Origin of the sequence: Fangia hongkongensis FSC776 = DSM 21703, from assembly GCF_000379445.1 — a bacterium.
Taxonomy (GTDB): domain Bacteria; phylum Pseudomonadota; class Gammaproteobacteria; order Francisellales; family Francisellaceae; genus Fangia; species Fangia hongkongensis.
Genome location: NZ_KB902272.1, coordinates 120766 through 144004 on the forward strand (window position 1 = coordinate 120766; position 23239 = coordinate 144004).

Below are 23239 nucleotides of genomic sequence, written 5' to 3' on the forward strand. Positions count from 1 at the left end.
TTATTTATAATTCTTTGAAGAGGGGAAGGAATGTTAAATAATTATTTAACAAAAGTTAAAATACCAGCGGTATTAATATTCATGATATTAGGGGTGCAAGGATGCGCAACTTACAATAAAGCCAATAAAAATACAAGCATTCAAGAAAAAGCAGCAAATTCGGCATTGCAGCAGAGAAAAATCACTTATAAGCCGCCAGAGAAAGCATGGCATTATCACTTACAAAAATCAGTAGTTAATATATTGCAAAGTCCAATAAAAGCAAATTTAACCTCGAGCAAGGATTTTTCAATTTATGATCACTTGGCTGTCTATTTTAATGGGCGACTTTCACTGTCTGATTTTCTCAACCTGTTAATTCAGCAACTTGCGCCAAAGGGTATTCGAGTAATGAGTGATACAGACTTGGACTCATATAAAAACAAGCTATATTTGCCATTGAAAAATATCAAGACATTAGCGCAATTAATTCAGCAGATTAATGCAAATACAGATTTACATGTATATATAGAGAAAAATAATCTACATATTGGATACTTGTATAACAAAGTCTATCCAGTCGAGCAATTGCCAGGCAATAACATTTTTAACCTTTCGGTTAAAGGAAAGTCTCAGTCTGGGGGAGCTTCAGGTAGTGGTTCTTCTGGGAATGGTGCTACTTCTAATACGTCCCTAACAGGTGATATTAACATTTGGAATGATATTAAAGCGAATATTCATGGGCTGTTGAAAAATAAGAAAAATGCGAGTTTTTTCTTATCACAGGCAAACTCACAAATTGTGGTTACTGCTTCTTGGAATGATCAAAAAATGATTCAGAGATATGTAAATCGTTTAAATAAACGTTTAATGCAACAAGTTGAAATTGATATCAAGGTATGGAATGTGCAGTTAAAAAGTAGTGCACTTTCTGATTTAGATGGCATAGGAGTACTTAGCTTTGGTGGGAAATTCAAATTACAATTAGGAGGGTTCAATAATACAAGTTCATTAACAGGCGCTATGGGTTCTGCCTTAGATAATGTTGGCAGTGGACTTCAATTATCAGGCAGTAGCAATCATGTAGGGTTCCAATCTCTTAGTGTTAATATGCTGTCAAATCTTGGCCGGGTTTCCATTGTTGATCACCCTATATTAACCACTACAAACAATAAATTAGCAGCGATCAATAACCTGTTGAATACTACGTATGTCAGTGATTCAACAACCACTCAAGGAACGCTAGGTCAAGGGCCAACGACAACCTTTAGTACAGATGTATTATCTACGGGTTTGAGTATATATGTGTTACCACAGATTTTGAGAGATCGACAGCTTTTAATTAATATTGCATTATCTGACTCTGAGCTGTTGTCGATGGGCTCTGCCGGCGCTGACTCTCAATCTGGAACCGATGGAGATACAGTCAAATTACCCCAGTATGCAACTAAAACCTTTAATCAACAATTTAAAGTACGCAATAGTCGACCAATTGTTGTTGCTGGGTTTATCCGTAGCGAAAGCAAATCACAGCTGCGCAAAAACTTTGGCACAGTGTTGCTGGGCGGCACATCAGGACTTACCAATAAAGTGATTACAGTTGTACAGTTAACACCACATATTATCAATTAGAAGGAGGAAAAATGTTAAAGCTACTTTCTGACTTCTACTATAGTGAGTTTCAAAAAAAGGCAATTGATGAGAAGATGCTGGATATGTTGTCTCAGTATCTTTTTAATGCAAAGTCTTTTCGACTGATCAATTATTCAAAAACTTTTGATTTGGTGCTGATTTATGAAGATGGTGCAACCATGCTTGATTATTTTCAGGCAAGTATTGAGTTTTCAAAGTTAAAAAATGTTGTCTATGTTGAATTAGTTGAGACTAAATTGTATGTTTTGATTAAAAATAAGCAGCGTGTTTGTTGCTATACAGTTTATAGCGAAGATAAGTTATCTCAAATATTAGCTATGATAAATAAGCAGTATAAACTGTATTATTATGTTGCTACTGAGGTACATTTAAACTCAGAGCAGACTAAATTGATTGAGTACCTTTCAGGGAAATGTAAAGATGCGCAAGTCCAATCAAGTAGCATTATCCAAAGGAAATATGATGAGAAAATACAATCACAGTATCTACGTGTTGACTCTATCGATGTAGATGCAAATCTTGAGAGGCGCCTTGCACGCTATCAAGTGATTACCCGTTTGCTACTAAACTTTAAAATTATATCACATACACGTTATTTGGTTTTAACAGACTATAGAGCCTATGAGAAAAAGAAGCATAAAGCAGTTACTTTCGCGGTATTTATGCTTTCTATACTCATCCTAGCTGGTGGAGGGTATACTATTTATCGACTGTTTATTTACTCGCCACCACCTCCGCCAAAGCGAGTATTACCTAAAGTTGATATTGACAGATTAAAGTGGCAGTCTTTTAAAAAACAACTTGCTGTGATTAATAAGCAAAAGCCTTCAGTATTGCTGAGAGATTATGTCAAACTGTATACCACGCTTTATAGTTTAAATAAGGTATTATCTTCAGAGGTTAAAATTACAGTATCAGGTGATAATAAACTGGAGTTAGGCATTCCAGAGGCGCTTCAACAGATTCTATTTAATCAGGGCATTAAGCTTAATAAAGCTGAACTATCCGTATATCTTATGAAAGTCTTACTGCAATTATTTCCATCTTATAAACATAGTATTAAAGAGTTGAAAGGGGGGCTGGTGCGTTATCAAATTTACTCTGAAGATAATAATAGAGAGTTTAGCACGCAATATCGACTATCTGAGATTATTGGTGTTGTGAAAAAAAGGGTACACTCTTTCCCAGAGCAGTTCTCATTGTCAAACGTAACAGTAAATACTCACCGATTTTCTAAAAGTGCAAGTTTTACTCTCACAGCAACTGATATGACATTCTCGCGCTTATTACAGCGTATGCAAATTTTTGATCACTATCCATTAGTCATTAAAGGAATCAAGTGTCATACCGGAGAGAATTTTATGATCAGTTGTGTGATTAATATGCAAGCATATGGGTACTAGCTTGGGTTTGAAATTAAAAAGGGTGTAAGTTTAAGTAATGAGTATAGGCATTTAGAAGCCTTGTAAATAATAGTAAATGTAGATTGTTAGGGGGCAAGAATGAATTTAAGAGTAGGGAGCGTAGTAAAGTGGATAAGTACAATCATAGTGGGGGTGAGTTTAGTTTGTTATGCCGCAGATGGTAGTAACACATATTCAAATGCACCACCTGTCTTATCTAAGGATTCAATGAATAACAATGTAAAAACAGGAGAAACCGTAAAACAACCTAGCTCGTATCGCCAAGCTAATACGAAAACCTTAGTACAGCGCTCAGATATGCAGCAAAGTGATCAAATGATAAATGATACAGAGCAAGCTTATCAGCTATATATGAAGACACAACAAGAAATGTCAGAGCTTCAAATTAAATCGGCGTTATTGCAAAAACAAATTGAATACTTGCAATTAAAACAGCGTTATCAGGACCTTAATCACCATTTAGATGACAAAAAGAAAGCAACATTAGCGCTATCGCTAACCGCCATTACAAAAACACAATCAGGACAGTTTGAAGCAGTAGTGCAAGATACAAAAAGTCATCAAACATACTATATGTTAGCAGATAATATATACACCCTAAAAGATAAGAATTATCTGGTAGTCAAAGTGACTAGCAACGCCGTGAAACTAAAAGGTCAAAATGGAGCATTTTATGTATTCACGATTTAGTCTTCAAGGGTTACGTAATCTAATTGAGTTTACTCCGTCTGTAAAAAGAGATTTACTTTTTTACATGGCTGAAATGCTCTCTTATAAGATGTCTATGCGCGAGATTGTTGATGAGATGCTACCATTAAACTATGGAAAGTTTGCATTTTATCGTGATATTAAAAAAACATTTGATGAAACAGGTGGGTTGGCATTATTCTTTAAGCGTTATTATAATTCTGGCGTGCATTTTTTAGTTTCAAGTTCTGAGGAACATGGCACGATTATAAAAGGGTATCAAGCTGCCGCTGATTATTATGCTAATGAGAACTATCAGCCATATAAGGTTTATGCGCCACTTATTTATCCCATTGCAATGCTTATTTTAGGTGGGGTGTTAAGTGAAATTGTTTTTAGTAAAGTTAGCATGGAGTTTGGGAAGTTACACATTACTTTAGATCAAGTTGCACAGGTGTTTTTTCTAATCAAAATTTCAGTTGTTGTTCACCATATCGTATCACTGTGGTTAATTTTATTGATAGTATTAGTGATCTTTAGCACAACTATATTTTTTACAAGAAAACTTGTTATTGGTTCACCTAGAAGAGTGTTGGATAAACTGCCATTTTTTAAAACCTATAGCCGGATAGAATATTGCAAGTTTTTAAAAACATTAAGTTTAATTATGGGTAAAGGCTATACACTGCAGGCTGTTTTACAGTTGCTCTTAGATCAGAGTAGTTATTATATATCATGGCATATTAAAATGGCGCTTCGAAAAATTGAAGAAGGGAAGTACTCTGTTGGTGATATTCTCGATACAGGCATTTTAGAAAAAAAGTATTTAAAAGTACTGACTATTGCGGGAAGGAATAATGTTCTGGATGAAAAAATGGTTGGAATTTCTGATTTCATCTTTAAAAAGACAACTGAAAGTTATAGTCAAAAAATTAAATTTAGTGCAGGTATTTTACTACTATGTGCTTTAGCTACATTGCTGGCTGTCTTTATTACTAGTTATGCTATTCCATCTTCAATTTCGTTATTCAAACACTAATGGAGTGAGACATGTTGGCAAATGATATTAAATCGTTGCGTCCCAATGCTGAGATGCTTAATTGGTGTACAAGTGTTGCAAACTCACGCATGGTTGTACTGGAAGATGGTACTATATTAAGTGATTCGGCGACTAATCCAAACTTGCAAAATTGTCGTTTATTAATGAAGTCATTGAACTTAGAGATTCGGCAAATTATTAATTATGACGTTGTGTTCATTAAAAACATGATTGATTCATATCAATCAAGTATAGAAGGGAAGAGCCTTTATCAATTTACAGATGCACAGCAAAAAATCCGCAAAATTGTACAAGATGCAATTGCCGAAAAAGCGACAGATATTCATATTCTTATTAGAGATGCTACTGCCATTATTAAGTTTCGTGTTTTAGGAGATCTTCAGGTTTATACTACCATGTCTGCGAATGATGCAATTGCAATTGTGTCTGTTGCGTTTAATCGTGAAAGTGACCATGTACAAAAGCAATTTAGTATCAATCAAATTATTGATGCCGCTATGGTCTTACAAATAGGCCGTCAAGAAGTACGTTTGCGTTTGGCATCTGTTCCGACGTATCCTGGAGGAAAAGGCTGTGATATTGTAATGAGAGTGCTGCCTCTGCGCTCACAAGCCAAGCCTATTCAGTTAGAGCAGTTAGGTTATCACCAAGCACAGCTTGAAGAATTTAAGCATGTGATAAGGAAAACCTCAGGAGCTATTTTTTTGGCTGGCCCAACAGGTAGTGGAAAATCAACAACGATGGCAAGTTTAATTAGTTTGCTCCCCAAAAATAAAAAGATATATACAGCCGAAGATCCAGTTGAGAATCTCATAGATGGTGTGACGCAAGTTCCAGTTAATCATGAGGTGGATTATATGAGTTTTGCAAATATTGTGAGACAGTTCTTACGCTTGGATCCAGATATTATTTCAATTGGTGAAATTCGTGATAGTGACACAGCATTTATGGCATTAAGAGCCGCAATTACAGGGCATTTAGTGATTAGTACCGTGCATGCAAATAGTGCGACGAATATTATTGTTCGGTTATTAGACTTAGGGTTATCTGCTACGACCTTGTCAGACCCTGACTTTTTAAACATGCTAGGGTTTCAAAGACTGATTAAGCTACTGTGTCCACACTGTAAAGTTCCATTTTCAGAGGTAAATCACTATACAAAAGAAAGAGAAAGAATGCTGCAAATATTTGGCAGTACTGATATGGAAAAACTCTTTGTTAATGGTAATAATTTGGGCGAGAGTTACCACTGTGAATATTGTAAAAATCGAGGGACCAAAGGGTTGACGATTGTGGCAGAAACATTGCTTGTAGATGATCTGGTGCGTGAGCATATTGCTGATAATCAATTAAATCGACTGCCTAGTATTTTAAGGGCTAAAACAGGGTTTATGACTTGCCATCAATCAGCTGCAATACATATTCTTCAAGGAAATGCTGATCCCTTTGAAGTAGAGTCTATCTTGGGTCCTTTCGAAATTGAAACACAATTTTAAGTGTTTATTGTACACTTTTTTTAATCAGATCGCTTAAAGGCTCTAGCCAGTGCGTCATAACAGAAGCCTTGCGATAGGCAATTCCAATTTCCCTTGAAGGGGCGGGTTTTTTAAAGTTAATATAACGAATACCTTTAAAGTTATCATTGTGGGTTGCAATCTCAGGGATAATGGTAATACCAAGTTTTGCAATGACCATTTGTCTTAAGGTTTCAAGACCTGTGGCATTACATTGAATACTTTGTGCAGGATTAATATTAAGCGCCATCACTTGATCTCGTAGGCAATGGCCTTTTTCTAAAAAGAGCATCGCTTCATCATCAAGGCGTTTAATATCAATCTCTTTGGCATTTTCTAAAGGGTGGCCTTCATAAACCGCAAGCTTAAAGGTGTCTTGAAATACAGGGAAAAAATCCATGCCTTGAGGTAAGGTGGGATTAGCAAGAAGTGCCGCATCAATTTGACCATTTTTTAGCATGGTAATTAAATTATCAGTTTTATCCTCAAGCGGATATATTTTAAGTTTGGTTTGTTCATCTTGGGTTAAGCGAATAAGTGGCGGCAGTATATATTGAGAAAGGGTTGGGAATATCCCTATTTTAAATTGGTGTTTATCTTTTTTCTGAAATAGCTCAGCGGTATTTTTAATATCCTTTGCTGTATTCAATAATTCTCTGGCTTTTTCAATAATGACTTCACCTGCCGGTGTGATCAGGATGTTTTTTTGAAAACGTTCAAATATAGCAACACCAAGTTCATCTTCTAGTTTTTTAACTTGCATGCTAAGTGCAGGCTGACTGACATAGCAAATCTGCGCTGCTTTATTAAAATTACGTGTCTCTGCAATTGCAATGACATATTCAAGGTCACGAATATTCATATTAAGACCATTTTTTTTGTCGAATTATTATTATTGGATTTAAGAATACTGTATTTTATGCCAAAATTGATACTAAATAATAAAAAAGATTGATACACACGATCATGGGGCAATACACAGCAGAGTCAATAGAAGTTTTATCTGGTTTAGATCCCGTCAAAAGACGACCTGGGATGTACACAGATACGCAAAATCCAAACCATATTGCTCAAGAGGTGATTGATAATAGTGTTGATGAAGCATTAGCCGGTCATGCAAATAAAATTAGCGTGACATTATTTAAAGATGGCAGTTTTGAGGTTGAGGATAATGGGCGGGGAATGCCTGTGGATATTCACCCAGAAGAAGGTATTTCAGGTGTTGAGCTTATTATGACTAAGCTGCATGCAGGTGGAAAATTCTCAAATGAAAACTATCAATACTCAGGTGGCCTTCATGGTGTCGGGGTGTCCGTTGTAAATGCGCTTTCTAGGCGCGTTGAAATTGAAATTAAGCGAGATGGAAAAAAACACCATATCGCTTTTGCAGATGGTGCCCTTATTGAGCCATTGACCATGCTTGATACAGTTGGCAAAAAAAATACCGGAACAAAACTTCGGTTTTGGCCTGATGAAAGCTACTTTGATAGTACAAAGTACGCTATTCGAAAGCTAAAGCATTTGCTGAAGGCTAAAGCAGTTTTATGTTCAGGTCTAGAGATACTCTTTTATAATGAGGAAAGCTCTGAGAAGGAAATCTGGCGTTATGATGAAGGCCTTGGAAGTTATCTAGCTGACAGTGTTTCAATGTTTGAATGTTTGCCGGAAGTGCCATTTTCTGGTGAGTTTAGTAATAAAGAGTATCAAATCAGTTGGGCATTATGTTGGCCGCAAGAGGCCGATGTTTTTATAACAGAAAGCTATGTTAACTTAATTCCAACACCACTTGGTGGTACGCATGTTAATGGTTTAAGGACAGGGCTTTTAGAGTCTGTTAGAGAATATTGTGAGCTTCATAATGTACTGCCTCGTGGTGTGAAAATTATGCCAGATGACGTCTTTACTGGGATCAGCTATGTATTATCAATTAAAATGCCAGAGCCTCAATTTTCAGGACAAACAAAAGAGAGGCTCTCTTCGCGTGATTGTGTGAATTTTATTTCAACACATATTAAAGATGCCTTTAGTTTATGGCTTAATCAAAATATAGATGTGGCGAATAAAATTGTTGAGGGAATCATTACGCGTGCGCAAAGGCGATTGAAATCAGCTAAAAAAGTGGTAAGGAAGAAAATCACCCAAGGCCCACAATTACCCGGGAAGCTTACTGATTGTGTGGGGCAGGATTTAGCATATACTGAGATTTTTTTAGTGGAAGGGGATTCAGCAGGTGGCTCAGCAAAACAGGCAAGAGATAGAGAATTTCAAGCAGTAATGCCGCTTCGCGGTAAAATCTTAAATAGCTGGGAGATCGATTCCAGTGAAATTCTTTCCTCGCAGGAGATTCATGATATTTCTGTTGCAATTGGCGTCGATCCGGACTCAGAGAATTTAGATGGACTTCGCTATGGGAAAATCTGTATTCTTGCTGATGCTGATTCTGATGGACTTCATATTGCAACACTATTATGCGCGCTATTTTTACGTCACTTTAAAACATTGGTGGAAAAAGGGCATATCTACGTTGCCATGCCACCGCTTTTTCGTATAGACATTGGCAAAGAGGTTTTTTATGCTTTGGATGAAGCGGAGAAAAACGCGATCTTGCATAAATATCAAAATAAGAAAAATGCCCCTAAGGCAAATGTTCTTCGCTTTAAAGGCTTAGGTGAAATGAACCCAATTCAGTTAAGAGAGTCAACGATGGCGGTTGATACTAGACGTCTTGTGCAGCTGACCTTATCAGAAGATGTTTGTTTTGATATGGAAGAAATGGATGAAATGTTGGCGAAAAAAAGAAGCTTAGATCGTAAAAAGTGGCTCGAGCAAGAAGGAGATCTTGCAGAGTTTTAAATTGCATCATTCCTCCACTAGCGATTTTGGCGTCAAATCAATCGATGTGAAAGCATCTAGCACTTCTTTTAGGATTGGTGTAGTTCTTTGTGACTGAGTATTAATAAAAACCCAGAGTGTTTCAGCCTCAGTAATAAGCTGCTTTTGAGAGTTGTAAAAAGCATATTGGCGCACACATGAGCAGCGTTTGATTTTTGACACCCAAGTTGACATGGTTATTTGATCATTAAGATAAGCCGGAGCTCTATAATTGATAAAATGTGTCTTGGCCACCCAAGTTACCTGATGTTCAAAATAGCGTTTTGTATCCCAACCGCATTGATTTGAGTGTTCGATGGCAATAGCTTGCATCCATTGTAGATAGACAATGTTATTAACATGTTGATTGGCATCGATATCTTCTTTTTGCACAGTCAGTGATTGAGTAAATATCTCCATATGAATTCCAAAGAAAAGTTATTGTACTTTGTTGGTTGTTTTATTATCCGCTGTGTTTTGCTTTATTTCTTGCTTGTCAACTTGGCGAAGAATACTGCCAGAAATGCCAGCAGCCTCAACTTTATGCTTAATAATGTCACCGTCACGTTTTGAGTAAACTGGACCTACATCAACACGATACCACTCACCTATTTTTTGAACAGTTGGTGTTAATCCAGCAAGAATCAGTTTTGCCCTTGTTGCATTGGCATCTTCTTTTTTGCGAAAAGAGCCGATTTGTAACATGTAAGTATAGCGGTATTGCTTAATGGGCTTTGGCTCCACATCAACATTGACAGTCTTTTTGGTCAAAGTGTCATAAAAACTGAAAGTTAATGGTTTTGTTTGCTCTTTCACTTCTTTATCTGTGGCATCTATGTTACTTTTGCTTTCTACGCTGATCTCTGTGCTATTTGCATTTGCTGGCGCTGTTACATTCTTGTGAGATTGAGTAGAATCGTTAGCAGTGCTCGGTAGGTTTTTTGGTGTTACGTTTAGCGCTTTATCTGTTGTGACAGGAACACTAATGCTTGTCTTAGAAGTAGTAGGCTTATTCTCATTGTCATTACTATGAAAAAAGCTCACTAGGAATAAAATGATTAAAACAAGAAGAACGATGCTTAGAATGATTTTTCGCCCTTGGTAAGCACCTTTTTCAGTGTTCTTAGTTTTGTTTGCTCTGCTTTGCTGTTTATTAGATGAAGGGGGTGAGCTTTTGTTTACATTTTTAGCAAAATCGCGCATAGAGTGTTCCAAGCTTATATTTATCAATATCTCTACCCAAGTTTACTGTGATATGGTGGAATATAAAAGCGCTAAACAAGGCTTTTTATAAATCTTCTTATTTGTTTAATGAGGAAAGTTTTATACAATTGCCAATAAGAAAATCCATAAAGGTAACCTTTAATATGCTGCAGTATGTTAAAAATTGGTATTACGGGAAGTTTAATAGTAGCGAGCCTGCTATTTTTATTGCAGTTGTTGTCGTTGCTGTATTGATTATTAATTTTTTTGGTGATTTGCTGGCTCCGATCTTAGCCGGTGTCATTATTGCTTATTTATTGGAAGCTGTGGTGAATTTGCTCTCAAAGCGCCTTAGAATTAATCGCACTTTAGCGGTGTATCTTGTCTTTGTACTGTTTATCGCACTTTTGGTGCTTTTGGTCCTTTTTCTGCTGCCGAAGCTTGCCCATCAGGCAGGGGAGTTTATGCAAAGCATTCCTGCACAAATCCAAAGTTTAAGAGATAGTTTGTTTGAGCTATCAAGGAAATATCCAACCATTGTAACAGAGGCGCAAATCCAAGAAGGAATTGATGCTATTTCTAACATTCGTTTTGATAAGTTGGCCAGCATTAGCCAGTATTTGATTCAGTTTTCACTGGCTTCACTGCCAAGTGTCTTTACTTGGCTAGTCTATCTATTTATCGTGCCGCTTTTAGCCTTTTTCTTTTTAAAAGATAAAGATGCCATTACAAAGTGGTTTGTGGCAAGGTTACCAAAAGAACGCGGCGCACTTGTAGAGGTTTGGTCAGACATGAAGCCGCAACTTGGTAATTATGTAAAAGGGAAAACAATAGAGTGTATTATTGTCAGTGTTGTAACCTATATTGGTTTTGTGGTGTTTAATTTAAACTACTCGCTACTGTTAGCAATTTTTGTCGGCCTATCTGTCCTTATTCCTTATATTGGAATGGTTATTGTCACCATTCCTGTTGCTCTTATTGGACTTGGGCAGTTTGGTTTTAGCTCCGAGTTCTTTTATATGTTTTTGATATATCTGATTATTCAAGCATTAGATGGTAATCTTTTGGTGCCTATCCTTTATTCAGAAGCACTCAGTTTACATCCAGTGGCAGTGATCGCTGCGGTGCTTGTTTTCGGTGGTATTTGGGGGTTTTGGGGATTGTTTTTTGCCATTCCACTTGCCGCTTTAATTAATTCAGCAATGAAAATGTGGATGAGAAGAAGAATTGTCAATGATGTCATTAAGACCAAAGCCTAGTGTTTATGTGCGTGAGAAAAACGATGAGATATACCAATATTTATGTGGAGAAAACATTGATGCGTTTTTAGCCAATATTATTGCCAGAAGAATTGACGATAAAGAGAAAGTGTTATCCTTAACTCAGCTGACACTTAAAAACCTGACTGATCCGCTTTTGATGAAAGGCATGGATAGGGCAGCAAGCAGGGTAATTGAGGCGCTTGAACGAGAAGAAGTTATTGGTCTTGAAACAGATCATGATTGTGATGGACAAACCTCTCATGCGATTTTATTTGAGGGGTTGACCAAGTTATTCTTACATCCAAAAGATAAGATTCGCTCCTATATTGGTCATAGGATGGAAGAAGGGTATGGGCTTTCAGATAAGCTTGCAGCCAGAATCCTCTCAGATACTATCAAGCCGACACTTATTATTACAGCAGATAATGGCTCAAGTGATGAGGAGCGAATTGCATTATTAAAAGCAGATAATATTGACACAATTGTCACAGATCATCATGCTATTCCACCTGAGGGTGTGCCAAAAAGCGCGTATTCAGTGATTAATCCGACACAAAAAGATTGTCACTATCAAGATCCTTATATTGCCGGGTGTATGGTTGCATGGCTTCTTTTAGCAGCAGTTAGAAAAAAGCTTCTAGATCAAAATAAGCTCCCCAATAGCAGCTTTCAGCTAACAGAGCTTTTGGATTTTGTCGCGGTTGGTACAGTAGCAGATTGTGTCTCAATGGCAAAAAGTGTGAATAATCGCATTGTTGCTTTTTACGGCATGCGTAAAATTTCACAAAAATCGCGCCCATGTTGGGAAGCCTTTAGCGATTATTTTCAGCATCAGGTGGATAGTGAGCTATTAGGTTTTATGATTGCCCCACTATTAAATAGCGATGGAAGAATGTCAAATGCGTTAAGCTCGGTTAGTTTCTTGTTGTCAGAAGATGTAAATGAAACATATAAATGGGTCGATTTTTTGCAGTTACAAAATACGCAACGAAAAGCAGTGCAGAAAAAGATGACCGAAAAGGCAATGTCTAAAGCATCAAAAGCGTATCAAAAAGGAAATAAAAGCCTTTGTGTGTATTTAGAAGATGGCCATGCAGGTGTGCATGGGATCTCTGCCAGTCGCATCAAAGATGCCTTTGGCTTACCCACCATTTTATTCTCGCCAAAACTGGGTGAGAGTGAAGTTATTACAGGCTCAGCAAGAAGCGTTGATGGGGTTAATATAAAATGGATACTTGATCAAGTCTCACAGAGTACAAAAGAGGTTGTCATAAAATATGGAGGGCATACTGGCGCTGCAGGAATCAGTATTTATAAAGATAAATTTGATGTATTTTCTGAGGTGTTGGAAAAGTCTGTTCGAGATTATATTCATCAACACAGCTTAGAGCTAAAGCCCCGTATTTTTTGTGAGGGAGGCTTAACTTATAATGAGCTGAAGCTAGAGATTGTAGATAAGCTTGCAAAGCTTGAGCCATTTGGACGTGAATTTGAAGCCCCTATTTTTCTTAATGAAGCCAAAATTTTGGCATTACGCTTTGTTGGAAAAGAGCAGGTGCATTTGCAGTTAATGTTAGATATTGAGCAAAAAAAGCTAAAAGCGATTTGGTTTTTTGCCACTGAGCATGATGGTGTAGGTGCGCTTCAGTTAGGTGATACAGTGAATGTAGCCTATCGATTATCTAAAGAGCATTTCAAAGGAGTAAGCTCATTATCAATAAAAGTGGAATACTTGTATAAATAAGCGGTGATTTGTCATGATTTTTTGGCATCAAATGTCTATATTGGTAATAAGTTTTTAAAGTGTCAGTACGCTTTTACACAGTTTGAAAACACTCATAACCAACTTAAGCTTAAGGAGATAATATGCCTAAGTCAAAGCCAACATTAACGACAACTGCAGGCAATCCAATTGCGGATAATCAAAATACATTGACAGCAGGGAAAAGAGGACCAGCGCTTTTACAGGATTACCAGCTAATTGAGAAACTGGCGCACCAAAATAGAGAAAGAATCCCTGAGCGTGTTGTGCATGCAAAAGGATGGGGTGCGTACGGGGAGCTTGAAATTACAAATGATATTTCTCAGTATTCAAAAGCAAAGCTCTTTGCAGATGTGGGTAAAAAAACAGAGTTACTCATTCGTTTCTCAACAGTAGCAGGCGAGCTTGGCGCTGCTGATGCTGAGCGCGATGTTCGTGGGTTTGCTGTTAAGTTTTACACTGAAGAGGGCAATTGGGATTTGGTGGGGAATAATACGCCTGTGTTTTTTATTCGCGATCCATATAAATTTCCAGATTTTATCCATACACAAAAACGCCATCCAAAAACCAACCTAAGAAGCGCAGCGGCTGCGTGGGATTTTTGGTCGCTCTCACCAGAGAGTTTACATCAGCTAACCATTTTATTCTCTGATAGAGGAATCCCGCATACCGTGCGCCATATGAATGGTTATGGTTCACACACCTTTAGTTTTTTAAATGAAAAAAATGAACGTTTTTGGGTGAAGTTTCATTTCAAAACAATACAAGGCCATAAGCATTTAACCAATGAAGAAGCTGAAAAAGTTGTTGGCAAAACAAGAGAGTCAACACAGGAGGATCTATTTTATGGCATTGAAAATGGTGAGTTTCCAAAGTGGAAGATGTATGTGCAAATTATGCCTGAAAAGGAAGCCTTGAGTACGGAATATAATCCATTTGATTTAACAAAAGTGTGGCCACATAGTGACTATCCATTGATTGAAGTTGGTGTGGTGACACTGAATAGAAATCCACAGAACTATTTTGCAGAAATTGAGCAGGCAGCATTTTCACCGTCTAATATTGTGCCTGGAATTGGCTTTTCTCCAGATAAGATGCTGCAAGGGAGAATTTTCTCTTATGCTGATGCGCATCGTTATCGAATTGGGACACACTATGAAGCATTACCTGTCAATAAGCCAAGGTGTCCTGTGCATACTTATCATAAAGATGGCGCAATGCGCTTTTTTGACAATTTTGACAAAAACCCAGATGCGTATTATGAGCCAAATTCATTTAATGGCGCAGCAGAGGATCCGCGTTTTCGTGAACCACCATTAGCCATATCTGGCGATGCGGAGCGTTATAATCACAGAGAAGGTAACGATGATTTTTCACAACCAAGAGCACTTTTTCAGCTATTTGATCAAGGGCAAAAAGAAAGGCTTGGCAAAAACATTGCAGCATCAATGTCAGGGGTGCCAGATGAGATTATTCAAAGGCAGCTTGCGCTGTTTGAGAAAATTGATCCTGAGTACAAAAAAGTGGTAGAACAGGCGCTTAATCAGCTTAAATAGCGTTTGTTAATATGGCTAATATAAGCATCTGCGTCTAGTGGTTTTCCTGTTGCGTCAATGACAAGCTGATTAAAGCTTTTTTGAGATCCATATTGATGGATATTTTCTTTTAGCCAATTAATGAGCGTGTCGAATTGACCTTTCTCTATGTCCTTTTCTATATTAGGGCTTGCTGTTAAAGCGCAGCTGTAAAGCTGGGCTGCTAGTAGTGAACCTAAAGCATAGGAAGGGAAATAGCCAAAATCACCAAGCGCCCAGTGAATATCCTGCATTTCACCATCTTTATGATTATTCTTGGTATCTATATTTAAATATTGCTTCATTTTTTGCTGCCAGATATCAGGGATGTCTTTCACCTTTATTTCATCAGAGAAAAGTGCTTTTTCAATTTCATAGCGAAGTACAATATGAAGTGGGTAGGTGACCTCATCGGCATCTACACGAATATAAGAAGGCTTAACTTGAGTCACTTGCTGATACAGATTCTGAGGGTGAAAAGCATCTCTGTTACCAAAATGTTTGCTAAGAAGCTCGGATAACCTTGGCATAAAGGATTTGGTTTTACAGGCATGTGTTTCCATAAGAAGTGACTGGCTTTCATGTACCGTCATGCCAAGTGCTTTACCTACTGGCTGGTTAAGATAATCATCTGGCAAGCCAAACTCATACATTGCATGTCCTGTTTCATGACAAATGGCATAGGTATTTGATAAAACATCATGAATATTATAACGCGTGGTAATACGAACATCTCTTGGTGTTCCGCCACAAAAAGGGTGTATGGCTGTATCTAAACGGCCTTGCTTAAAATCAAACCCAATTAATGCCATGAGATCCTTAGCAAGTGCTTTTTGCCGATCAATAGGGTAGCTTCCACTAAGAGGAATAGTCTTTTGATATGACTGCTTTTCTAAAATGTGCTGAATGGTTTCAGGTAAAAACTCTTTAAGCTTGTTAAAGATAGGGTCAATATCTTTCATCGTAAAGCCAGGAGAGTAGAGATCCAAAAGCACATCATAAGGGTGAAGGTTAAAATGATCAGCCTTTATTTGACTAATTTCTTTTGTGATATTAATGACATTTTCTAGAAGTGGTAAGAAGTCGCTCCAGTTATTTTCAGCTCTATATTTCCTCCATCCTTGAAGTGCTGCTTTATTGGCTTTGACTTGCTTTTCAACCAGTGTATCAGGAATCACTTGCGCGTGTAAAAGTTGCTTATTAATGAGAGAGACATTTGCATTTTGCCATCTGTTAAGTGCCGTATTATCTTTGGCAAGTGTTTGTGTGATAGCTAATAGGTTTGAGTCATTTAAGCGTTGATGCTTTAATTTTGCAAGATAACCTAAGGTATTATTTCGCTCCTTGGCGCTATTTTCAGGCATCATCACTTCTTCATCCCATCCTAGCATTTCGATAGCATGATCAAGGTGAGAGATTTCTTGAAAATAATTCTCAAGATACTGGTAATTTTTATCCAACATAAAACTCCTTATAAAGATGGTTAACAATATGCATTATGGCTGTATTCACGCTTAGAAAAACATTTCATGTATGCTTTGCAAATGTTAACATAACGCTATGAAAACAGAAGTGATACATAACAACAAAATGACGCTATCTTTGTATAACTCTTTGGCAGGAGAAAAACAGCGATTTAAATCGATTGAAAAGAATAAAATTAAAATGTATGTTTGCGGAATGACGGTTTATGATGATTGTCATATTGGTCATGCACGTACTAATGTGGCATTTGATGTTATCGTTCGCTATTTTCGCTTTGTTGGTTACAACGTTACTTTTGTGCGCAATATTACTGATGTTGATGATAAGATTATCAAACGAGCAATTGAAAACAATGAGTCAACGGATGCCCTTGTTAATCGTAATATCAAAAGTATGTACAGTGACTTTGATGCGCTAAATATTCTCAGACCTGATTTTGATCCAAGAGCAACAGAAACTATCGATGAAATGTGTCAAATGATTCAAACTTTAATTGATAAAGGGTATGCATATAAAGCATCTAATGGTGATGTTTATTATCGTGTTTCTAAGTTTGATGGCTATGGGAAATTAAGTAAGCAAAATATTGATGCGCTTCTTTCAGGTGCGCGTATTGAAGTGAATGATGTGAAAGAAAATCCGCTTGATTTTGTTTTATGGAAAGCCTCAAAAGAAAATGAGCCGAGCTGGAGCTCGCCTTGGGGCGATGGCCGCCCAGGCTGGCATATTGAATGCTCAGCAATGTCAAAAAAGCTTTTAGGTGATAATTTTGATATTCATGGTGGTGGCTCAGATCTTCGTTTTCCACATCATGAAAATGAAATTGCCCAATCAGAAAGTGCAAATAACTGTAGTTTTGCGAATTACTGGTTACACTCTGGTATGGTGCAGGTTGACGCTGAGAAAATGTCAAAATCACTGGGAAACTTTTTCACCATCAAAGAAGTCCTTAACTCCTATCACCCAGAGGTGCTGCGCTTTTTCTTGATTTCTGGACAGTATCGAAGTGAGATTAATTACTCTGAAGAGAATTTAAATCATGCAAGATCTGCCATTAATCGCTTTTATAGTGCGTTTAGGGGGCTTAATTTATCTGATGTATTGCCTGACGATGCAGATGGATATAAAGCGGCTTTTACAAAGGCAATGGATAATGATTTTAATACGCCAGAGGCAATCAGTGTGTTGTTTGATGTTGTCAAAGAGGTTAATAGATATAAAGAGGCTGGTAATACCGATAAAGCGATAGAATATGCTAATTTGCTGAAACAATTAGCAAGTGTTTTGGGGATCTTATTTACAGAAGTAGAGAGCTATTTCAGTTATACGCCAAGTCGTTTGGAAGATAAAACATTGATGAGTGAAAAGGACATTGAGGAAAAGATCGCAGCACGTCTTACGGCTAAAAAAGAGAAAAACTGGGCACTTGCAGATCAAATTCGACAAGAATTAACAGAAAATGGTGTCATTTTAGAAGACAGTGCAACAGGCACTCAATGGAGAAGAGGTTAAGATATGAATGAGGCATTTGAAGCTGAGGTAAATGTTGATGCGTTGGCTGGCGATTTGGAAACTGTTCGAGATTATTTGCGCTGGGCAATGAGTCGTTTTTTAGAGGCAGATTTATACTATGGTCACGGTACGGATTCAGCATGGGATGAGGCAACACATTTGGTTCTTCAGGCACTTTATCTTCCGCTTGATATCGATGAGCGTATATTGGATGCAAGATTGACACATGTTGAGCGTCAAAAAGTGATCAAATGGGTCTACAGGCGTGTTGTTGATAGAGTTCCATTACCTTATTTGACTAAAAATGCATGGTTTGCTGGAATGAAGTTTTATGTTGATCAGCGCGTTATCGTGCCACGCTCCCCAGTAGGTGAGCTGATTCGAAATGGTTTTGAGCCATGGGTTGATGAGACAAAGGTGCATCGAGTTTTAGATTTGTGTACCGGTAGTGGTTGTATCGGCATAGGCGCTGCCTATGTGTTTGATGAGGCAGAAGTAACACTAAGTGATTTATCTGAAGATGCGCTAGAGGTTGCCAATAGAAACATTCAGCTTCACAACTTAAATGCGCGGGTCAGCACGGTTCATTCAGATTTATTTGAGAATTTGAAAGGACAAAAGTATGATTTGATTATATCAAACCCGCCGTATGTTGATGCAAATGATTTGGCAGCAATGCCAGTGGAATATTTAAAAGAACCAGTGCTTGCGCTTGGTTCTGGTGAAGATGGACTTGATATTACCAGAGAGATTTTAATTCAAGCTGAGAATTATTTAACTAAAGAGGGCACTTTAATCGTTGAAGTTGGCAATAGTCAGTATGCTTTGCAAGATGAGTTTGCGAATGTTCCATTTACTTGGCTGTCATTTGAAGATGGTGGAGATGGTGTATTTTTACTGACTCGTGATGAGCTTATAAGGTACCGTGATGAGTTTGTCAAAGGAGCAAAAAATGCCGGGTAATACATTTGGGAAGTTATTTACTGTAACAACTTTTGGCGAGAGTCATGGGCTTGCTTTAGGGGCAATTGTTGATGGGTGTCCACCGGGTATTGATCTAGATGAGGCTGATTTACAGTTTGATTTAGATAGAAGAAAACCTGGACAATCTAAATACACCACACAGCGTAAAGAGCCTGATCAAGTAAAGATTCTCTCTGGTGTATTTGAAGGCAAAACAACAGGCACGCCAATTGGTCTTTTAATTGAAAATAAAGATCAAAAATCAAAAGATTATGGTGACATAAAGAATCAATTTCGCCCAGGGCATGCTGATTTTACTTATTTTCATAAATATGGCATTCGTGATTATCGAGGCGGTGGGCGTTCTTCAGCAAGAGAAACAGCAATGCGTGTTGCCGCGGGTGCAATTGCTAAGAAAATTCTAAAAGAGAAATATAATGTTGATATTTATGCCTATGTATCACAAATTGGTGATGTAAAGCTTGAGCTTCAAGATAAAGCGTTCATTAATCAAAATCCTTTTTTTTGCGCAGCGCCTCAGAAAATTCCTGAGCTTGAAGCGCTAATACAAAGCATCAGAAAAGAAGGCGATTCAATTGGTGCTAAGGTTGATGTAGTTGCCACAAATTGCCCTGTTGGGTTAGGGGAGCCAGTATTTGATCGTTTGGATGCGGATATTGCGCATGCTTTGATGAGTATCAATGCGGTTAAAGCGGTTTCGATTGGTGATGGCTTTGATGTGGTTGCACAAAAAGGCTCAGAGCATCGTGATGAATATACCAAAAAAGAAGGTTTTTTAAGCAATCATGCAGGTGGTATACTCGGTGGTATTTCATCTGGACAGGATATTAAAGCCAGTATTGCCTTTAAACCAACATCAAGTATTTTAATTCCTGGTAAGTCTATCGATGAAGACAATAATGAAGTGGATGTGATCACAAAAGGGCGCCATGATCCTTGTGTTGGGATAAGAGGTGTTGTTATTGCTGAGGCGATGCTTGCGCTTGTATTAGTTGATCATTATTTAAGAAATAAGGCGCAGAATCAATAACACATATACTGGGAAAATGAATGACTCCTGATCATATTGCATTAATTCAACAATGGGGCTACTGGCTCATGTTTGGCGCCGCCATTATTGAAGGGGAAACCTTTTTAGTTTTAGGTGGAGTTGCAGCAGCAGCAGGTATGCTGGATCTTGGCTATATTATCCTGTTATCTATTGTTGGTTGTATTATCCATGATAGTTTTTTCTTTTATCTTGGGCGTTTTTTAGGCCCTAAAATTTTGGCAAGAAAGCCAAATTGGCAGCCAAAAGTTGCCAGAATTATGATGCTATTAGAAAAGTATGATTTTTGGCTTATTCTAGCTTTTCGTTTTGCATATGGACTAAGAACGGTTATCCCATTTGCACTTGGTATTACACGTATTTCAAATTTCAAATTCTTTATTTTTGATTTAATTGGCGCCATTATTTGGGTGCTTATTTTTATTTTAGGGGGTTATTATTTTGGAAATGCTATTCAGCTTATATTACATAAGCTATCATTAACTCACTTGGCCAGAGAGCACTGGCTAATTTCCACCTTGGTTCTTTTTGCCGTAATCTTTGCTATTATTTATATGGTTATGCGTATCTTGAAGCGTCGCAATATGAAAAAAGTGCAAAGTGATAACAAGAGTGAGAGCTGATTCAATAGAGCTGTTATTTTCGTTATAAACTTGATTTGAAAGCCGGTAAGTGACAAGCAAAATAAAGGATGATGATGAATGCCAGAGATAACAAAAATAAATATTCATATCAGCTCAAAGCAAGATGCTTTGGCAAAATATTTGCCCTATGTGCAGCAAGGTGCCATTCTGGTTGAACAAAATGAAAGTTTGAACCTTGGTGATGAGCTTGATTTTAGCGTTGCTTTTCCAGAGCTAAAGCAAGAGTTGGACTGTAGAGGAAAAGTGGTTTGGATCTCTGCAAAAAACATTAATGGAAAACATAGTTATGGGATCCAGTGTATGGGGGATGAAGGTATTGCTATTCATGATTTAATGGAGAACTACTTAGCGGGACTCTTAAATGATTAAAAGGTGCTAAATGGCAAAGTCAAAGTCGATTTATGTCTGTCAACAGTGTGGGGAGTCCTCCTCAAAATGGCAAGGGCAGTGCCCGAGCTGCCATGAATGGGATACCTTGGTTGAGAGTCTAATTACCGAGAAAACTAGTAAGCTCATGACAAGGCAAGGGTATGCTGGTGGCGAGGCGAAAGTACTTGCGCTAAAAGATGTGGCTCTTGAGGATGTTCCAAGGTTTAGCTCTTCTTTTGATGAGTTCGATCGTGTTATTGGCGGGGGAATCGTCCCTGGGTCGGTGATTTTAATCGGTGGTGATCCGGGCATTGGAAAATCCTCGATTTTACTGCAAATTATGACACATCTTTCACAAAGCTATTCGGCCCTTTATGTTACAGGGGAGGAGTCTTTAGAACAGGTAGCACTGCGAGCAAAAAGGATGAATCTGCCAACCGATAAGCTGATGATGATGAGCCAAACGGATGTCGAGGCAATTTGTGCTTATATTGAAACCCATAAACCGCTTGTAGTTGTCATTGACTCTATTCAGACAATGCAAATTCCTGCACTGCAATCAGCAGCTGGGGGTGTTTCGCAAGTTCGAGAATCAGCAAGCATGATTACCCAAATGGCTAAAAGAATGGGCTCAGCGGTATTTTTAGTTGGACATGTGACTAAAACCGGAGAAGTTGCAGGACCTAGGGTATTGGAGCATATCGTTGATACCGTTATTTTTTTAGAAGGTCAAACAGATGGCAGATACCGGATGATACGAGCAATGAAAAATCGCTTTGGCGCGGTTAATGAGCTTGGGGTATTTGCAATGACAGAAAAAGGGATGAAAGAAGTAAAAAACCCTTCGGCTATTTTCTTAAATCGTGCAGCAGAGGATATATCTGGCAGTGTGATTGTCAGCCTGTGGGAAGGAACGCGTCCTATCTTGGTTGAAATTCAGGCGCTTGTGAATGATAATAGCTATTCACAACCCAAACGCCTAGCTGTTGGTCTTGATCCTAATAGATTAGCCATGTTGCTTGCAATTATTCAACGCCATTTATCCATTCAGCTTGGTGAATCAGATGTGTTCTTAAATGTGGTTGGAGGCATTAAAATCTCTGAAACAAGTACGGATTTGGCCATTATTGCGGTTATTGTATCAAGCTTATATAATAAGCCAATTCCTAAAAGCTGGATTATTCAAGGAGAGGTGGGGTTGTCAGGGGAAATTCGTCCTGTGCCTTATGGTCAAGAACGCTTGAAAGAGGCGCAAAAACATGGCTTTAAAAAGGCGGTTGTTCCTTTTGAAAACGCACCTAAAAAATCAATTGGAATAGAGGTTATTGGGATTAGAAAACTACAAGAGCTATTAGATTTGCTATAGCATATCAATAATAACAAAGATCAAAATAAGCCTAAATAACCATAAAGAAATTCTCTCAGGACATCGTTTAACAATGCGAACGCCTATATGTGTACCAATGACAGAGCCAATAAGGAGACCTAAAAAAGCAGGCAGATATAGATAACCAATGCTGTATGCAGGTAGGTTGGCAATATGATAGCTGGAGATTAACATTGTGATGGTGGCAAATAAGCCAATTGGGAAAGCAAGGGCTGCTGACATGGCTGCGCAGTTTTTCATTGGGTAGTGGTAATGTTTCATATAAGGGTTAACAACGCTTGATCCACCCACACCCACAATGCTTGATAGTGCGCCAGTTAGACCACCAAAAATACTACATGATAATTTAGATGGCAGTTGAGAGTCAGCACTTTGCTTTGAGGCTTTTTGAGTGGAAAAGGTTTTGATAAGGCTGGTAAGCAGTAAGAGGATTAACAAAATTTCTATTGAGCGTGCATTGAGCATTTTGCCAATAATCGTGCCCACAATGGCACCAAGTAATATAGCTGGCATGGCTCGTTTTAAAAGAGGAGTAATCAGGTGTCCATGCTTGTAATGCTTATAGGCGTTATAAAGTGCATTAATCATAATAAATCCAAGTGAAGTGGATACAGATAAATGAATGGCGATGGCGTTAGAAATCCCTTGATATTTACAAATAAAAAGCATAAGCGGGATAATAACTGCACCACCACCTGCGCCAACCCAAGCTGATAATACTCCAGTGATAATACCACCAAGAATATAAACCATAAAAACCATATTTATTTCTCTCATTTTAGAATAACTATGGCGTTATTATATTTTGTATATTAATATTA

The 23239-nt window shown here is 37.9% G+C and carries 20 protein-coding genes; 15 read left to right on the plus strand and 5 right to left on the minus strand.

All coding sequences use genetic code 11. From position 1 onward, the window contains the following. The first annotated feature begins 30 nt into the window (after window positions 1-30). From A37Q_RS0112055 to A37Q_RS0112075, 5 genes are all read left to right on the plus strand, one after another. Window positions 31-1611 (plus strand): type II secretion system protein GspD, encoded by a 1581-nt coding sequence (locus A37Q_RS0112055; protein WP_018300535.1) that lies wholly within the window; start codon window positions 31-33, stop codon window positions 1609-1611. Between the two features lie 11 nt (window positions 1612-1622). Continuing rightward, window positions 1623-3035, plus strand: a complete 1413-nt coding sequence (locus A37Q_RS0112060; RefSeq protein ID WP_018300536.1) for a hypothetical protein — start codon at window positions 1623-1625, stop codon at window positions 3033-3035. 99 nt (window positions 3036-3134) lie between these two features. Continuing rightward, window positions 3135-3746, plus strand: a complete 612-nt coding sequence (locus A37Q_RS0112065; protein WP_018300537.1) for a hypothetical protein — start codon at window positions 3135-3137, stop codon at window positions 3744-3746. After that, window positions 3730-4782 (plus strand): type II secretion system F family protein, encoded by a 1053-nt coding sequence (locus A37Q_RS0112070; protein WP_018300538.1) that lies wholly within the window; start codon window positions 3730-3732, stop codon window positions 4780-4782. The genes A37Q_RS0112065 and A37Q_RS0112070 overlap by 17 nt, the downstream gene beginning before the upstream one ends. Window positions 4783-4793: 11 nt before the next feature. Further along, complete coding sequence (locus tag A37Q_RS0112075; RefSeq protein WP_018300539.1) at window positions 4794-6299, plus strand: GspE/PulE family protein; 1506 nt, start codon at window positions 4794-4796, stop codon at window positions 6297-6299. Window positions 6300-6303: 4 nt separating this feature from the next. On the opposite strand, the gene A37Q_RS0112080 is transcribed toward A37Q_RS0112075, so the two are convergent. Continuing rightward, entirely contained in the window at window positions 6304-7179 is an 876-nt protein-coding gene (locus tag A37Q_RS0112080) for a LysR substrate-binding domain-containing protein (RefSeq protein WP_018300540.1), read from the minus strand. Between the two features lie 104 nt (window positions 7180-7283). Between A37Q_RS0112080 and parE the strand changes: the two genes are divergently transcribed. Next, the gene (parE, locus tag A37Q_RS0112085; protein ID WP_018300541.1) at window positions 7284-9170 is read left to right on the plus strand and encodes a DNA topoisomerase IV subunit B; all 1887 of its coding nucleotides are present in this window, start codon (window positions 7284-7286) and stop codon (window positions 9168-9170) included. Between the two features lie 6 nt (window positions 9171-9176). Here parE and A37Q_RS0112090 read toward each other — a convergent pair whose 3' ends face one another. Beyond that, complete coding sequence (locus tag A37Q_RS0112090; protein WP_018300542.1) at window positions 9177-9608, minus strand: acyl-CoA thioesterase; 432 nt, start codon at window positions 9606-9608, stop codon at window positions 9177-9179. 18 nt (window positions 9609-9626) lie between these two features. Next, window positions 9627-10391, minus strand: coding sequence for an SPOR domain-containing protein (locus A37Q_RS0112095; protein WP_018300543.1), 765 nt, complete (start codon window positions 10389-10391; stop codon window positions 9627-9629). A 164-nt stretch (window positions 10392-10555) separates the two neighbouring features. Between A37Q_RS0112095 and A37Q_RS0112100 the strand changes: the two genes are divergently transcribed. The 3 genes from A37Q_RS0112100 (at window position 10556) to A37Q_RS0112110 (ending at window position 14971) form a co-directional block, all read left to right on the plus strand. After that, a complete protein-coding gene (locus A37Q_RS0112100) occupies window positions 10556-11650 on the plus strand; it encodes an AI-2E family transporter (protein WP_018300544.1) in 1095 nt (364 codons plus the stop codon). After that, on the plus strand, window positions 11628-13397 hold the full coding sequence (locus A37Q_RS0112105) for a single-stranded-DNA-specific exonuclease RecJ (protein WP_018300545.1): 1770 nt from the start codon (window positions 11628-11630) through the stop codon (window positions 13395-13397). The genes A37Q_RS0112100 and A37Q_RS0112105 overlap by 23 nt, the downstream gene beginning before the upstream one ends. A gap of 122 nt (window positions 13398-13519) precedes the next feature. Then, entirely contained in the window at window positions 13520-14971 is a 1452-nt protein-coding gene (locus A37Q_RS0112110) for a catalase (RefSeq protein WP_018300546.1), read from the plus strand. Here A37Q_RS0112110 and A37Q_RS0112115 read toward each other — a convergent pair. Beyond that, window positions 14959-16452 carry a carboxypeptidase M32 gene (locus tag A37Q_RS0112115; protein ID WP_018300547.1) on the minus strand — a complete coding sequence of 498 codons (1494 nt, stop codon included), beginning with the start codon at window positions 16450-16452 and terminating at the stop codon, window positions 14959-14961. The two genes, A37Q_RS0112110 and A37Q_RS0112115, sit on opposite strands and share 13 nt — an antisense overlap. 127 nt (window positions 16453-16579) lie before the next feature. On the opposite strand from A37Q_RS0112115, the gene cysS reads away from it, so the two are divergent. The 6 genes from cysS (at window position 16580) to radA (ending at window position 22397) form a co-directional block, all read left to right on the plus strand. Then, window positions 16580-17986 carry a cysteine--tRNA ligase gene (gene cysS, locus A37Q_RS0112120; RefSeq protein WP_018300548.1) on the plus strand — a complete coding sequence of 469 codons (1407 nt, stop codon included), beginning with the start codon at window positions 16580-16582 and terminating at the stop codon, window positions 17984-17986. A 3-nt stretch (window positions 17987-17989) separates the two neighbouring features. Next, window positions 17990-18949 (plus strand): 50S ribosomal protein L3 N(5)-glutamine methyltransferase, encoded by a 960-nt coding sequence (gene prmB, locus A37Q_RS0112125; RefSeq protein ID WP_018300549.1) that lies wholly within the window; start codon window positions 17990-17992, stop codon window positions 18947-18949. After that, window positions 18939-20000, plus strand: coding sequence for a chorismate synthase (gene aroC / locus A37Q_RS0112130; protein ID WP_018300550.1), 1062 nt, complete (start codon window positions 18939-18941; stop codon window positions 19998-20000). The genes prmB and aroC overlap by 11 nt, the downstream gene beginning before the upstream one ends. 20 nt (window positions 20001-20020) lie before the next feature. Beyond that, a complete protein-coding gene (locus A37Q_RS15425) occupies window positions 20021-20641 on the plus strand; it encodes a DedA family protein (RefSeq protein WP_018300551.1) in 621 nt (206 codons plus the stop codon). A 78-nt stretch (window positions 20642-20719) separates the two neighbouring features. Next, entirely contained in the window at window positions 20720-21031 is a 312-nt protein-coding gene (locus A37Q_RS0112140; protein ID WP_018300552.1) for a PilZ domain-containing protein, read from the plus strand. A gap of 10 nt (window positions 21032-21041) precedes the next feature. Beyond that, window positions 21042-22397 (plus strand): DNA repair protein RadA, encoded by a 1356-nt coding sequence (radA, locus tag A37Q_RS0112145; protein WP_018300553.1) that lies wholly within the window; start codon window positions 21042-21044, stop codon window positions 22395-22397. Here the strand turns inward: radA and A37Q_RS0112150 are convergent. Then, a complete protein-coding gene (locus A37Q_RS0112150) occupies window positions 22392-23180 on the minus strand; it encodes a sulfite exporter TauE/SafE family protein (RefSeq protein ID WP_018300554.1) in 789 nt (262 codons plus the stop codon). The genes radA and A37Q_RS0112150 overlap by 6 nt on opposite strands. Between the last annotated feature and the right edge of the window lie 59 nt (window positions 23181-23239).